A 13991-nucleotide genomic window follows, 5' to 3' on the forward strand; every position below is an offset into this window, starting at 1 on the left:
GTCGGCCAAATCAGACCACGACCTCGTCTCCGGACCGCTCTTCGTCTTCCTCGTCATAGCCGACAAGGCGCAGGGCTCTCGCCTTAACCCCCTTCAGCTCCGCCCAGCGCAGCAGGCCCTCCTCACGGCCGTGGGTGATCCAGATTTCTTCCGGCGCCAGTTCCTCGAAGGTCTGGATCAGTTCAGGCCAGTCCGCATGGTCCGAAATGACCAGCGGCAGTTCCACCCCGCGCTGGCGCGCTCGCGCCCTCACCCCCATCCAACCGGAAGCGAAGGCGGCCACAGGATCGGCGAACCGGCGCGCCCAGCGATCCTGAATGGCCGAAGGCGGCGCGACCACCACCTCCCCGCCCAAAGCCCCCGCCTTCAGCCCTGTGGCGGGCGCCAAGGATCCGAGATCAACCCCTTCGTGCTGATAGAGCCGGTTCAGACGCTCCAACGCGCCATGCACATGAATTGTCCGGTCCCAGCCCGCCTCGCGCAGCAGCCGGATCACCCGCTGCGCCTTGCCCAACGCATAGGCGCCGACCAGATGAGCGCGTTCGGGAAACTGCGTCAGCGAATGGATCAGGCGCGCGATCTCCTCTTCATCCGGCGGATGGACGAAGACCGGCAGGCCGAACGTGGCCTCCGAAATAAAGACATGACATCGAACGGGCTCGAACGGCAGGCAGGTCTGGTCTCGACGCCGCTTGTAGTCGCCTGACGCCACCATGATCAGGCCGCCGCGCTCAACCACAGCCTGGGCCGAGCCCAGCACGTGTCCGGCAGGCGCGAACCGCACGCTCACGCCTCCGATCTGCGTCGTCTCGCCATAGGCGGCGGCCTGAGTGCGTCCCGCAAAGTCAGGGCCGTAGCGCTCGGCCATGATGGCCAGGGTCTGGGCGGTCGCCAGCACGGCGCCGTGGCCCGGCCGCGCATGGTCCGAATGGCCGTGGGTGATCACCGCCCGATCTACCGGCCGCACAGGGTCCACGTAGAAGTCGCCGATCGGGCAATAGAGGCCCGCCGGCGCGGGTCGCAGAAGATCTTGAGGTCGGATCATCAAATCATCCGCCCGCTGGACAAGAGCGCCCCCGACGGGCGACCAAGGCGGGACAAGACACAGGACGCCTTGATGACGGATTTGTTCCTAGACACCCTATTGCCTCAGCTGGCCTCGGGCGCCGCCCATACCCATGCTCTCGGCTTCGCCTTCGCAGGACTGGACGGAGACCGCGTGCGGATACGCGTTCCCTATCGTGAGGACTTGGTCGGCGACCCCGAGACCGGCGTGCTGGCCGGCGGTCTCGTCACGACCCTGCTGGACCACGTCGGCGGTCTGGCCGTCTGGGTCGGGCTGGGCGCATTCCGCCCGGTGGCGACGCTCGATCTTCGCGTCGACTATATGCGCGCGGCGGCGCCGGGGCGCGATCTCTTGGCCGAAGCCCGATGCTATCGCCTGACGCGCAATCTCGCCTTCGTCCGCGCCTGGGCGTTCGAGGATGACCCGACCGACCCCGTCGCCGCCGCCCAATCGGCCTATATGGTCAGCGCAGAAGGCGAGCATCGGACCGGCGCCAATCTGAAACCGAAGACCGCCGCATGACCGCTTCCCTGCTCGACAGCCTGCCGTATGCGCGCTTCCTGAACCTCCGAACCCAGGCGAATGGCGACGAAGTGACCGTCGTCCTGCCCTTCACCGACAAATTGATCGGCAATCCCATGCTGCCCGCCCTGCATGGCGGCTCGACCGCGGCCTTGCTGGAGATGACGGCCATGGCCCAGGTCTCCCTCACCTATCCGCGCCTTCGTCTGCCTCGCCCCATCAACGTCACGGTGGCCTATCTCCGTTCGGGCCGCCCGGTTGACGTCTACGCCCGCGCACGAGATCAACAAGGCCGGGCGCCGCGTCGCCCATGTGGTCGCAGAAGCCTGGCAAGACGCACGGCATGAGCCCATCGCCTCGCTTACCGCCCACTTCCTGCTTGATCCGGAAACCGCCGGGACCTGACCACGAAGCGACAGGGCAACTGTAAACATTGTAAAGAAATCCCTACCCAAAAGAGTTAACATGTATTAACCCTTTCCCATCGTTCTTTTAGCGAGGGGTAAAGCCATGGATCGCAACGAAGTCATCGCCGGCGTCGCCGGTGAACTGCACGCCACTGAAAAAGCGCTGGATGACGCCATCACCCACGCCACCACCCTGGTTCAGGCCATGATCGGCGCTCGTACGGCCCTTTCCCTCTCCGCCGTCGCCGCGTCGGGATCCCAGACCAAGGCCATGGAGGCGATCGCCGCCCTCAGCACCGCTCGCGAGGCCGTCATCGCGTGCCACGCTGAACTGCAAAAGGATCACCGTCGTCTGGGTTACGGCGCCTATGCGCTTGGTCCGCTCGCCAAGCCCGACGAATGGGACAGCCGCCCGATGGGCAGCCAGGAGCGCCACCTGCGCGTTGCGTGAATTCGACGTAACCTTCGGGAACTACGCTCCGATTTTCTGAGCAACTGATATATGATCGCCCCCATTGTCGCGACGACGATGGGGGCTTTCGTTGTTCGGATTTGTTTCTGAATATATTGGCGCGGCGACGGTGTTCCTCGTGTGCCTTTTTGCGCTGACCAAGGGCGGACCGCCCGAGCGAATCGGCGCAGCCGTAGTGCTGAGCGGTTGGTTCCTATCCATTCTTGCGCAGCACTATATTGGCTATGCTTCAGCCCAATGGCCGGTATTGCTGATTGACGTAGCCGCCTTGACTATATTCGTCGCCCTGGTCTGGAAGTCTCCTCGCACCTGGCCCGTATGGGCCAGCGCCTTTCAACTCCTGGCGATCGCCAGCCATGTCATGGTGCTGATGAAGTTGCGCCCGGAGATTTCCGCCTTCTACACCGTGATCAACATGTCGGGTTACGGCATCATCATCGCCTTGGGCGTAGGAACCTTCTTCGCATGGCAGGAACGCCGCGCGGCCGGTATTGCGGATGAATAGGTAGATATTCCTACTCAATTCGAATAGACTGAGGCGCATATTTCCTCGGGATTTGCGCCCTTGCCTCTGTCCCACTCCCAGCTTTGGAAAGCGATCGACGCCTTGGCGCGACGTGAGGGCCTCTCGGCGTCGGGATTGGCGCGTCGAGCCGGACTGGACGCGACCAGCTTCAATCCATCGAAACGACTGGGACCTGGCGACCCGCCGCGCCCGCGCTGGCCTTCGACAGAAAGCCTGATGCAGGTGCTGGCGACGAGCGGCCTGAGTCTGGGAGAGTTCGCCGGCCTCGCCGATGTTTCCTCATCCCAGCCGCGCCCCATTCCGCTGCTGGGCCTCGCACGCGCAGGGGATGAAGGTTTCTTCGATGACGCCGGTCTGCCCATGGCCGACGGCTGGGACCAGACCGAACTGCCGGCTCACAAGGACAGCCTTTTCAGCCTGACCATCGACGGCGACTCGATGGAGCCCATCTATCGTCCCGGCGACCGGGTGATCGTCGATCTGGACGCGACCGAGGTCCGACGCGGCGATCGCGTGGTCGTCCGCACGATCGACGGCGAGACGCTGGCCAAGGAAATCTCCGCCCTGAACAGCCGCGAAGTGACCCTGAGTTCGGCCAATCCGCTTTATGACCCACGCACCCTGCCCCGCCATCAGCTTCTCTGGATGGCCCGCATCCTGTGGGTCAGCCAATAGCGAAGGGCCGCCCCTTTCGGGAACGGCCCTTGCCTTGATCAACGTGGGGGAGAAAGCCGTCGATCAGTTCGGCGCGACATAGCGGGCGTTGACCCAGCCGCCGCCGGCGATCTGCACCCACTCACCCTGCGACCCCACGGCGGTGAAGGGCTGCCCGGCGGACAGGCTGCCGGCCTGACGATACTGGGTGCCGGGGCCCGACCGGATACGCAGGTTGGACGTGGCGCGATACATGTTGGCGTTAGCCTGGGCCGCAGCGCGCGTGCGCTGCTGGTTACAGCCGATGTAGGAACCCGCCGCAGCACCGGCCCCCGCGCCGACCACGGCGCCCAGGGCGCGCTCGTTCTTGGACACCTGGCTGCCCGCCAGACCGCCCAGCACGGCGCCGATGGCGGCGCCCGCCTGCTGACGACCGCCGGGCGCATCACAGTTGGTGACGCCGTTGGCCTGGGGCATGGCGGCGGCGGCCATGGGCACGGCGGCGGAGCCCAGAGCAGCGAAAAGGGCGGTGGCGGCCAGACCCGCCTTGAAGGTCTTCGACATAAGTCTCTCCTGTCATCGAGTTGTCGATGAAATGAGAATGCCTCGGCCAAGCTGAAGGCTCCCCGAGCCTGATCGTTATATGCCGTTCATCTTCCTTGCCGAACGCAGCGGGTCCGATGATTCGTGCGCCCAAGTGCATATGAAAAAACAGATATTGTTCATTTCCTCCCCCATTCGGGGGATGGGCAAGACCTGCAATATCGGGCGCTATGACCCTCATGGGCGCACTTGGAAAAGCAGACGTAGCGCTGGATGTGCTGTGGCGCAGCCTTTACGGCCAGCCGCTGCCGCTCTCCGGCTCTCCCGAGCTCGCCTTGCAGATCATTATGGAATGCGAGAGAAAATCATGGTCCCCAGCACAAGAACCCGACGCCATCGAAGATCGATCTGGCTGCCGTCCCCGTTTGAGGGTCTGCTTCTGACCTTGGCTGTCGTTTCACTGGCCGGCGCTATCCTCGCCGCCTGACAGCCAGAACGAAAACGGGCCGCCGAGAACGTCGACGGCCCGAATACCCTCAGCCCTCGGCCAAGCCGCCGGCAGCGCCTTTTTCGATCAGTTCGATCGTCTGCGGCAAGCCATAGATGGCGGCGAACGAACCAAAACGGGGCCCCTGAGAGGCGCCCAGCAACACCTCATACAAGGCGCCGAACCAGGCCCGCAGCGGGTCGAAGGCGTGCTCCTTGCCCACGGCATAAACTTCGGACTGAATAGCCTCGCCGTCGGTCGTGTCGGCCGGCAAGCCCTTCAGGCGTTCCGCCAGGTCCAGCAGCGCCGCCTTTTCCTTGTCGTCCGGCAGGCGATAGGTCTTCGAGGGCTTCACGAAGTCTTCGTAGTAGTTCAGCGCATAGCCCATCAGCCGATCCAGCACGGGCTCGCTCTCAGGCGAGGCGTCCGGCAGATATTTGGCGAAATAGGCCCACAGCTGATCCTTGGTCGAGGCGTTGGCCACGCCCACCAGGTTCAGCAGCAGGGCGAACGACACCGGCGAGGCGCTCTCAGGCGGGTTCCCCGAGTGGATGTGCCACACGGCGTTGTCCATCCGCTTGGCCGGTTCCTGCGTCTTGTACTGCTCGATGAAGGACAGATAGTCGTCCGTCGCGCGCGGAATGACGTTGAAGTGCAGGCTCTTGGCCGACTTCGGCGACTGAAACATGTACCAGCTCAGGCTCTCGGGCGTGCCGTAGCGCAGCCAGTCCTCCATCGTCAGGCCGTTGCCCTTGGACTTGGAGATCTTCTTCCCTTCGATGTCGAGGAAGAGCTCGTAGTTGAAGCCTTCAGGCGGGACGCCGCCGATGGCGCGGCACAGCTTGGACGACTCGCGCACGCTCTCGATCAGGTCCTTGCCCGACATCTCATAATCGACGTCCAGCGCGGTCCAGCGCATGGCCCAGTCGGGCTTCCACTGCAGCTTCACATGACCGCCGGTGACGGGAACCTCGGTGCGACCGCCAGCCGGGTCGTCGAAGACGATCGTGCCCTTCTCGACGTTGCGCTCCAGCGTCGGCACCTGCAGCACGTGGCCGGTGATCGGGCTGATCGGCAGGAAGGGCGAATAGGTGGCGCGGCGCTCTTCGCCCAGGGTCGGCAGCATGATGCCCATGACCTTATCGAAGCGCTCCAGCATGGTCAGCAGAGCCGCGTCGAACCGACCCGACCGATAGGTCTCGGTCGAAGACATGAACTCATAGTCGAAGCCGAAGCTGTCAAGGAAGGCGCGCAGGCGGGCGTTGTTGTGCGCGCCAAAGCTGTCGTGCGTGCCGAACGGATCGCGCACCTTGGTCAGCGGCAAGTGCAGGTCTTCGCGCAGCATCTCCGGGTTGGGGATGCCCTCGGGCACCTTGCGCAGGCCGTCCATGTCGTCGCTGAAGGCGATCAGGCGCGTGGCCCAGTGATCGCCGGTCAGGGCGCGAAACGCGTTGCGCACCATGGTCGTGCGCGCCACCTCGCCGAAGGTGCCCATGTGCGGCAGGCCCGACGGACCGTAACCCGTCTCCAGGATCACCGGCTTGTTCAGCGCCTCGAAGGTCGCCAGAGCCTCGTCCGTCTTGCCGGCGTCGATCAGCAGTTTCGCAGCGTCGCGCTCCGCGTCCGACAGCCGTTTTTTGAGCACGTGGGCCAGCAGGTTGCGCGCTTGCTCAAACGGCCACGAACGGGCCTCACGGGACAGGGTTTCGAGGTTCTGTAGCATGCACCGGGCTTTGACGCCTTGAGGGCCCGGGGTCAACAGCGGCGGCGTTCTACAGTCGCGCTTCGGCGTTCCTCGGCAGCTGCATCTGGTTCTCGAAGCTCATGGCCAGGTCGCCGTCCTGGTTGGTGACGGTCGTCTTGGTGCGGACGACGCCGCGGTCGGGCTGGCTCTTCGACGGGCGGATTTCGATGATCTCGCGGCGCACCGTCAGGATGTCGCCCGGCCGCACGGGCCGCACCCACCACAGCGCGTCGACGTTCATGCCCAGCAAAGGCGTCTTGCCGAAATAGGCTTCGTCCACGAACTGGCGCATGACGCGCGAACAGACATGCCATCCGCTGGCGATCAGGCCGCCGAACCGTCCCGCCTCGGCCGCCGCCTTGTCGACATGCATGGGCTGGGGGTCGAACTCGGTCGCGAAGGCGATGATCTCATCCTCCGTGATCGTGAAGGGTTCGCTGTCCCAGCTTTCGCCGACGGTCAGGTCGTCCAGATAGCGGTCGGTCATGCACTCAACTCCCATTGGCTGCGCCTGACATAGCGGCTGGGCCGAATTTCGCCAGTCGACTTTCGGCTGCGCCTCGCTTGACCGCAAAGGCGGGGCGTGAGCATTGCCCGCCTCATGCGGACATCCGATTTCGACTTCGACCTGCCCGAGGCGTGCATCGCCCTGCGCCCCGCCGACCCGCGCGACTCGGCCCGCCTTCTGGTGGTGAAGGGCGGCGATCTTCAGGACAAGATCATCCGCGACCTGCCGGACTTCCTGCAGCCCGGCGACGCCTTGGTCTTCAACGACACTCGCGTGATCCCCGCCCGTCTGTCGGGCGTGCGCCACCGCACCGGGCCTGAAGGCGAGCTTCTGTCGGTGCCGGTCGAGGCGACCCTGCACCACCGCGACGCGCCCGACGTCTGGAGCGCCTTCATGAAGCCCGGTAAGCGGCTGAAGGTCGGCGACCGAGTGCGTTTCGGGCGCGAGGAGGACAACGCCTGTTTCCTGGGCCAGGTCGACGCCGAGATCACCGCCAAGGGCGAGGACGGCCTCGTCACCCTGCGCTTCGATCTGGCCGGTCCTGTGCTGGACGACGCCATCCGCGAGGTCGGGGTCATGCCTTTGCCCCCCTATATCGCAGCAAAACGGGCCGAGGATGATCAGGACCGATCAGACTATCAGACCGTTTTCGCCGAGCATGACGGCTCGGTCGCGGCGCCGACGGCGGGTCTGCACTTCACCCCTGCCCTGCTGGACGCCATCCGCGCGCGCGGCGTTACGACCCACGCCGTGACCCTGCACGTCGGGGCGGGCACCTTCCTGCCGGTCAAGGCGGACGACACGGCCGATCACAAGATGCACTCCGAGTGGGGCGAGGTCTCGGCCGAGACAGCCGCCGCCCTGAACGCCGTGCGCGCGGCGGGCGGGCGCATCGTCTGCATCGGCACCACCTCGCTTCGCCTGCTGGAGAGCGCCACGACCGAAGACGGCGTGGTCCAGCCCTTCCACGGCGACACGGCCATCTTCATCACGCCGGGCTATCGCTTCCGCGCCTGCGACGTGCTGATGACCAACTTCCACCTGCCGAAATCGACGCTGTTCATGCTGGTCAGCGCCTTCGCCGGGCTGGAGACGATGCGGGCCGCCTACGCCCACGCCATCGACAGCGGCTATCGCTTCTATTCTTATGGCGACGGAAGCCTGCTGTTTCGGGAAGACGCCCAATGAGCCACATCGACGACCTGCCCGAAAACCTGGCCGCGACCTTCGACATCCTGGCCTCGGCGGCCAGCGAGTTGCAGGATCCCTGGTGGGTGTTCGGGGGCGCGGGCATGGCGCTGTCGGGCCTGTCGGAATGGCACGTGCCCGATGTCGACGTGATGACCAGTCCTCGCGATGCCCGGCGCCTGATCGAGGCCCTCCACGGCGAAACCGTGGAAGACCCCGGCGAGGGCCTGTTCCGGTCGCAGGTCTTCGGCCAGATCCTGACCACGCCGGTCCCGGTCGAGGTCATGGCGATGATGGACGTTCGCGCAGGCGCCGACTGGACGCCGGTCATCTTCACCACCCGTCAGGCGATCGAACTGGACGGGGGGACGCTCTACATCCCCAGCGTCGCCGAGCAGATCGAGAAATGCCGCCTGTTCGGCCGTCCCAAGGACCTGCAACGCGCGGAGCGTCTCGAGACGCTCCTGCGCTGATCCCGGCTCAATACCGGAAGCGCAGCCCCACGGTATAAAGGCTCTCTTCGTAACGCACGTCGCGCGGATAGACGCCCTCGCCATAGTCGAAGAACGATCGGAACGGCTGCCCCAGGATATTGGTGGCGTCGAAGGTCACGGTGATCCGCTCGGTCGGCGACCAGCCCGCCGAGAAGTCCAGCCGCGCCACGTCGTCCACATGCTCGCCGATGACGCCGTTGCCGAACTTGGTCCGCAGATTATAGGCCAACCGCGCCGTCCACGGCCCGTTCTCATACATGCCGGTCAGGTTGTAGGAGTATTTCGACACATAGGGCAGCGCCCCGTCGATATAGGTGGCGTTGGCCTGCACCCCGAACGACCGCGCCCATTCCGGCACGAACTCATAGTCGAAGAAGGTCGTGAAGGACGTTTCCACGCCCTGCAGCACGGCGTCGTTCAGGTTGACGGGCCGCGTGACGCGCAGGACGCCATAGACAGGATCGTCCATGTCCATCGTCTGATCGGCGATGAAGCCTGAAATCTCGCGTCGGAACAGCGCCAGCGTCGCCGCGCCCGCATCACCGAAGTAGCGTTCCAGCGTCAGGTCATAGTTGGTCGATTCGATCGGCTTCAGGTCAGGGTTGCCGCCCGACGCCGTCTGCCGTCCCGAGGTGTCGGCCGAAGGGCTGATGAACAGGCTTGGATTCAACTGGCCGAACGCCGGGCGCGTCCGCGTCTGGTTCGCCGCCATGCGCAGGATCAGGTCGTCATCCAGCATGAAGCGGACCCCCAGGCTGGGCAGCAGGTCCGTATAGCGCCCGCCCTGATCGACCGGCGTAAACACCTCTTCCTCGCCCTCAATCGAACGGCTGGTTCCGCGCACGCTGAAATCGGTGGCGACGATCCGCAGACCCAGTTCGCCTTCGATCGGAATGCGGGTGTTGATGGCGAAGTCCGCCTGACCATAGGCGGTGTAGGCCCTCTCCGACGCCTCATAGGTTTGAACTGGGTTGATGGGCGGACGACCCGGCTCGAACCCGGCCAGGGCGCGCAGGGCGTCCATGTTCTGACGCAGGCCGCCATAGGTCGGCGACACCCAGGCGCGCATGTCCTGAATGTCGCTGCCGTTGAAACCTGCCGGGATGAGGGCCAACTCCACCGGGATGGCGGTCAACGGCAAGCCGAGACTTTCCTGATCCTGATACCGCTCGCCGTTCTGATAGGAGCCGTTGCGGTCGACGTAACGCACCCCGAATTTCAACTGCGGGATCAGGCTGTTGCCCGTGTCATAAGTCAGGTCGACCTTCGCCTGCCAATCGTCGCCCGCGCCGATGAAGTGGCGGTCGAACAGGCCGCGATAGACGTAGTTGTTCGGGTCTGTGACGTCGAAGTCCTGGAAGTCAAAGGTCGCTCCGCCATCCTCCCCCGGCGTATCGAAGTCGATCAGCGTCACCGGCGCATAGGTGAAGGCCGTATCGAAGCTGTAGTTCGAGAACTCATAGGTGCTGTCAGTGCGCGCCAGGTCAAAGGCGATCTGAAGCGGCCCGGCGTTGTAGCTCCCGCCCACGGCCGCCTGCCAGGTGTTCGTCTTGCCGGTCGAGGCGCCCTGCCACTGCTCCGGACGACGGCCGGCGATCTGGGTCAGGCTCTGGATTTCATTGCGGCCGTCGCGCAGCGTCACGTCGTCAAAACGTGTCGTCTCATGGTTCAGCGGCACGATGAACTGACGGTCCGAAATCTTTGCCCGATAGCCCTGGTAAAGGGCGTCGACATAGAATTCCCACTGGTCGTTCGGCCGCCACTGCAGCGCCAGATTGGCTGACGGACGCCAGCGGTCGCCGGTTCCGTAGAAGATGCCGACGGCGTCAGGATAACGCGCCCCCTGAACCGCCGGATCGGCCGACTGTCCGTCCACGGCGACGATTCCGCCGCTGTCCCAGCGCACGGAGTCGAGATAGCGCAGGCTGGTGTATGACAGGTTCAGCAAGGCTCCGACCTCGCCCGCACCTGTGTTCCACCGGTTGCTGATCAGGATGTCGCCGTTCGGATCATAGCTTTCCGACTGGGTGGCGTAGGAGCCCTTCGCCGAAGCCGACAACTCGAAACCGTCGAAGTCGAACGGCCGCCGCGACCTTACATTGATCAGACCGGCGATGCCCGATTCCAGCCGCCAGGCGGAACTGGACTTGTAGACCTCCAGCGCGGCGATGGCCGCCGCCGGGAAGTCCTGCATGGCGACCGAACGCCCCTGGTCCGTGAAGATGTCGCGGCCGTTATAGGTGGTGGCCACATCGGGCAGTCCGCGCACGATCACGCGCGACGCTTCCCCGCCACCTCGCTCGACCTGGATGCCGGTGACCCGCGCCAGGGATTCCGAGGCGTTCACGTCCGGCAGCTTGCCGATGTCTTCGGCGACGACAGCGTCCATCACCTCGTCAGCGTTGCGTTTCAACGCCTGGGCCGAGCGCAGGCTTCCGCGTAGTCCGGTCACCACCACATCCTGCACCTGAACAGGACCGCCGGCGGCGGTCGAGGGCGGCGTGACTACAATGGAATCCTGGGACCAGGCAGGGTGAGCGACGGCGAGCGCAAGCAGGGAAACGGAACCCAGGGTTCCAGAACGGAGCAACATTAATCGGGCGACTTTCACGGTTTCGTGCGCTGCCCTAACAGCCGCGTGATCGTTCGGTTTCAAACTAACCGTCGCTATTCAAACAAAGGCGTGTGCGCCGGATTACGGCCACAGAACCGCCTTGAGACAGGAACCGGCCCAGGGCTGGCGGCCTTTCGCCGTTCGGCCTAAGACGCGCGTCCCTGCAAGGAACGCCCATGCCTTTCCCGTTTGAGATTTCCGCCGTCGAAGGCCGCGCCCGCACCGGCGTGCTGAAAACCACGCGCGGCGACATTCGCACCCCCGCCTTCATGCCCGTCGGCACCGCCGCCACGGTCAAGGCGATGACGGTGGATCAGGTCAAACAGACCGGCGCGGACATCATTCTGGGCAACACCTATCACCTGATGCTGCGGCCCGGTCCCGAGCGGATGGAGCGCCTGGGCGGCCTCCATAATTTCATGCGCTGGGACAAGCCGATCCTGACGGACTCCGGCGGCTTCCAGGTCATGAGCCTGTCGGGAATCTCCAAGCTCACCGAGGAGGCCGTCACCTTCTCCAGCCACATCGACGGGTCCAAGCACGTCCTGACGCCGGAGCGCTCGATCCAGATTCAGGCCGACCGCCTGGGCTCCGACATCGTCATGCAGTTGGACGAATGCGTCGCCTGGCCCGCCGAGGAAAAGCGCGCCCGCGAAGGCATGGAGTTGTCCGCGCGCTGGGCCCAGCGCTCGAAGAACGCCTTCGGCGCGCGCGACGCGCAGGCCCTGTTCGGCATTCAGCAGGGCTCGACCTATGAAAACCTGCGCCGCGAGTCCTCCGAACGCCTGCAGGAGATCGGATTCGACGGCTACGCCATCGGCGGCCTGGCCGTCGGCGAGGGCCATGAGGCCATGTGCGAGGTGCTGGACTATGCGCCCGAGTTCCTGCCGAAGGACCGCCCCCGCTATCTTATGGGCGTCGGCAAGCCGATCGATCTGGTCGAAGCGGTTTATCGCGGCGTCGACATGTTCGATTGCGTCCTGCCGACCCGCGCGGGACGCCACGGCCAGGCCTGGACCTGGGACGGCCCGCTGAATCTCAAGAACGCCCGCTTCGCCGAGGATCAGGACCCGCTGGATGTGGAAGTCCCCTGCCCGGCCTCGCAGGACTATTCAAAGGCTTACCTGCACCACCTGATCCGCGCCGATGAGATTCTCGGCAAGATACTGCTCAGCTGGCACAACATCGCCTTCTTCCAGGCGCTGACGGCCGCCATGCGCGCGGCCATCGCCGAAGGTCGGTTCGACCAGTTCCGCCGCGACTTCCGCGCGCGGCATCTCAAGGCCTAGCCGCGGCGCGGCACGAAGCCGGCCGGCGCCGCCGGCGGCGCGCAGTTGCGCTGCATCCCCACGCCTTTCAGGAAGGACCGGCGGCGCAGCCCCGCCTGAATGGCCGACTGGACATGCTTGCTGTGCGCGTCGGCGCCGGTTAGGCGGCGCACCCAGCTGCGGGCGGGAATGAAATCCGTCACGGTGCCGCGCACGGCGTCCAGCGTCGCCCCAGCCGCAGCATCGGCGGCCCGCTCGCTCGCCAGCGTGCCGTCATCCGTAGGCGCGGCGTCCGTATCTGGCCCCAGCGCCTCATCCAGCCGAGCTATTTCAGCGGCGATGACAGAGCAACGGGTCATGTTCCGCACGTCATAGGGATTGGATTCCGCCTGTAACAGAACGGTCGGAATTTCCTGACGCTTGAGGTTGAGATCCTCGAGCGGCGCGGTCACGGCGTCGCCCAACCCCGTTCCCACCTGATCCACCCCATCCCGAGCGGAGGCGCCGGCGTTGCAGCCGGCAAGCAACAGGGACACGGCGATGGCGGACAAGGAAATCTGGCGCATGAGCGCGTTTAATCACGCCCGGCTCCCCAAAGCCAAGCCTGCCTCCCTCGACACCAGGTTCGAAGCCCGCCTAGGCTGACGTCATGCGCACGCTGAACGCCCCGCTTTATAATCTGACGTGGCTGGATTTCGTGATCACCGCAATCGTACTGGCGGCGTTGCTCGCGGCCGCCTGGCGGCTCCACGGCCCCTTGCGGCGGCGTGGGGTCGGAACCTCATATGTCAGTTGGCTGGACGAACGCCTGACAAAACTCGAACGCGCTGTCCGCAACAAGAACCAGCGGCGCTAGACGCGTTTTGGATTTTTAAGGGAGTGGTACGCCCCCTCGGGCTCGAACCGAGGACCCTCTGATTAAAAGTCAGATGCTCTAACCAACTGAGCTAGGGGCGCACATCGCGTCTGCGAAGAGGCGCGGAACATACGGATGAGCTTCGGGACGGGCAAGTGGAAATTTCAGGTAATTTTCCCACGCGCAAACAAGGCGCTGATGAAGCCTGGATCCCCTGAAAACGACCGCCGCCAGCGTCGATTCATTGCAGGTTCACGTGAACTCGCTAAGGCGCGGAGACGATCCGGCGAAGGAACCGGCTTCGCTTCTCCACGTTTTCAACCCCTAGAAGGGGGACCCACGATGAATCGATCCATGTTGAATCGCCTGTTGATCGGGGCGGCGCTGGCCGCCTCCGGCTTCCTTGCCGCCTGTGAACAACCCTACAGCGAACCGACGCCCGTCGAAGCGCCCGCTCCGATCGAAGCGCCCGCCGCCGAAGACGCCGCCGCGCCGACTGTCGCCGAAGCTCCCGCGCCCGTCGAAACGGCTGCGCCGGTCGAGGCTCTGCCGCCGGACCAACGGTCCTCCGAAGAGACAGTCCAACCCGAGAGCGATACGCTGTTTTACTGATTCTCCTGACGAACAGGGCTAAGCGCCCTT

General features: G+C 64.9%; 15 protein-coding genes, 1 tRNA gene and 1 pseudogene. 10 read left to right on the forward strand and 7 right to left on the reverse strand.

Going from position 1 to position 13991, the window contains the following annotated elements; all coding sequences use genetic code 11:
* Positions 1-10: 10 nt before the first annotated feature.
* Positions 11-1045, reverse strand: coding sequence for a ligase-associated DNA damage response exonuclease (locus AC52GN_RS07965; protein ID WP_496528710.1), 1035 nt, complete (start codon positions 1043-1045; stop codon positions 11-13).
* Positions 1046-1117: 72 nt separating this feature from the next.
* Here AC52GN_RS07965 and AC52GN_RS07970 point away from each other — a divergent pair, with 72 nt between their 5' ends.
* The 5 genes and pseudogenes from AC52GN_RS07970 to AC52GN_RS07990 all read left to right on the forward strand — a co-directional run bounded on the left by AC52GN_RS07970 (position 1118) and on the right by AC52GN_RS07990 (position 3668).
* Positions 1118-1588, forward strand: coding sequence for a PaaI family thioesterase (locus AC52GN_RS07970; RefSeq protein ID WP_496528711.1), 471 nt, complete (start codon positions 1118-1120; stop codon positions 1586-1588).
* A pseudogene (locus AC52GN_RS07975) lies at positions 1585-1993 on the forward strand (PaaI family thioesterase). The gene AC52GN_RS07970 and the pseudogene AC52GN_RS07975 overlap by 4 nt, the downstream one beginning before the upstream one ends.
* A 105-nt stretch (positions 1994-2098) precedes the next feature.
* Positions 2099-2446, forward strand: coding sequence for a hypothetical protein (locus AC52GN_RS07980; RefSeq protein ID WP_343829688.1), 348 nt, complete (start codon positions 2099-2101; stop codon positions 2444-2446).
* A gap of 91 nt (positions 2447-2537) precedes the next feature.
* The gene (locus tag AC52GN_RS07985; protein WP_343829686.1) at positions 2538-2972 is read left to right on the forward strand and encodes a hypothetical protein; all 435 of its coding nucleotides are present in this window, start codon (positions 2538-2540) and stop codon (positions 2970-2972) included.
* Between the two features lie 135 nt (positions 2973-3107).
* Entirely contained in the window at positions 3108-3668 is a 561-nt protein-coding gene (locus AC52GN_RS07990; protein WP_496528712.1) for a S24 family peptidase, read from the forward strand.
* Between the two features lie 63 nt (positions 3669-3731).
* Here the strand turns inward: AC52GN_RS07990 and AC52GN_RS07995 are convergent, their stop codons facing one another.
* The 3 genes from AC52GN_RS07995 to AC52GN_RS08005 all read right to left on the reverse strand — a co-directional run bounded on the left by AC52GN_RS07995 (position 3732) and on the right by AC52GN_RS08005 (position 6908).
* The gene (locus AC52GN_RS07995; protein WP_496528713.1) at positions 3732-4211 is read right to left on the reverse strand and encodes an SH3 domain-containing protein; all 480 of its coding nucleotides are present in this window, start codon (positions 4209-4211) and stop codon (positions 3732-3734) included.
* Positions 4212-4726: 515 nt separating this feature from the next.
* Positions 4727-6400 (reverse strand): lysine--tRNA ligase, encoded by a 1674-nt coding sequence (locus tag AC52GN_RS08000; protein WP_496528714.1) that lies wholly within the window; start codon positions 6398-6400, stop codon positions 4727-4729.
* 49 nt (positions 6401-6449) lie between these two features.
* Complete coding sequence (locus AC52GN_RS08005; RefSeq protein ID WP_343829681.1) at positions 6450-6908, reverse strand: MaoC family dehydratase; 459 nt, start codon at positions 6906-6908, stop codon at positions 6450-6452.
* Positions 6909-7022: 114 nt separating this feature from the next.
* Here AC52GN_RS08005 and queA point away from each other — a divergent pair, with 114 nt between their 5' ends.
* Both queA and AC52GN_RS08015 read left to right on the forward strand, forming a co-directional pair.
* Positions 7023-8117: a tRNA preQ1(34) S-adenosylmethionine ribosyltransferase-isomerase QueA gene (queA, locus tag AC52GN_RS08010; protein ID WP_346487056.1), complete on the forward strand. Its 1095-nt coding sequence runs from the start codon at positions 7023-7025 to the stop codon at positions 8115-8117.
* A complete protein-coding gene (locus AC52GN_RS08015; protein ID WP_338574746.1) occupies positions 8114-8590 on the forward strand; it encodes a hypothetical protein in 477 nt (158 codons plus the stop codon). Before queA ends, AC52GN_RS08015 begins: the two co-directional genes overlap by 4 nt.
* 7 nt (positions 8591-8597) lie before the next feature.
* Here AC52GN_RS08015 and AC52GN_RS08020 read toward each other — a convergent pair whose 3' ends face one another.
* Entirely contained in the window at positions 8598-11204 is a 2607-nt protein-coding gene (locus tag AC52GN_RS08020; protein ID WP_496528715.1) for a TonB-dependent receptor, read from the reverse strand.
* 197 nt (positions 11205-11401) lie between these two features.
* Here AC52GN_RS08020 and tgt point away from each other — a divergent pair, with 197 nt between their 5' ends.
* The gene (gene tgt, locus AC52GN_RS08025) at positions 11402-12514 is read left to right on the forward strand and encodes a tRNA guanosine(34) transglycosylase Tgt (RefSeq protein ID WP_496528716.1); all 1113 of its coding nucleotides are present in this window, start codon (positions 11402-11404) and stop codon (positions 12512-12514) included.
* Here tgt and AC52GN_RS08030 read toward each other — a convergent pair.
* Positions 12511-13059 (reverse strand): hypothetical protein, encoded by a 549-nt coding sequence (locus AC52GN_RS08030; RefSeq protein WP_338574738.1) that lies wholly within the window; start codon positions 13057-13059, stop codon positions 12511-12513. The genes tgt and AC52GN_RS08030 overlap by 4 nt on opposite strands.
* A gap of 83 nt (positions 13060-13142) precedes the next feature.
* Here AC52GN_RS08030 and AC52GN_RS08035 point away from each other — a divergent pair, with 83 nt between their 5' ends.
* Entirely contained in the window at positions 13143-13349 is a 207-nt protein-coding gene (locus AC52GN_RS08035) for a hypothetical protein (protein WP_496528717.1), read from the forward strand.
* Positions 13350-13373: 24 nt separating this feature from the next.
* Here the strand turns inward: AC52GN_RS08035 and AC52GN_RS08040 are convergent.
* Positions 13374-13450: transfer RNA gene (locus AC52GN_RS08040), tRNA-Lys, on the reverse strand.
* A gap of 34 nt (positions 13451-13484) precedes the next feature.
* Between AC52GN_RS08040 and AC52GN_RS08045 the strand changes: the two genes are divergently transcribed.
* Positions 13485-13961, forward strand: coding sequence for a hypothetical protein (locus AC52GN_RS08045; RefSeq protein WP_496528718.1), 477 nt, complete (start codon positions 13485-13487; stop codon positions 13959-13961).
* The last annotated feature ends 30 nt before the right edge of the window (positions 13962-13991 follow it).

It is taken from the genome of Brevundimonas sp. SS2672 (genome assembly GCF_059579685.1).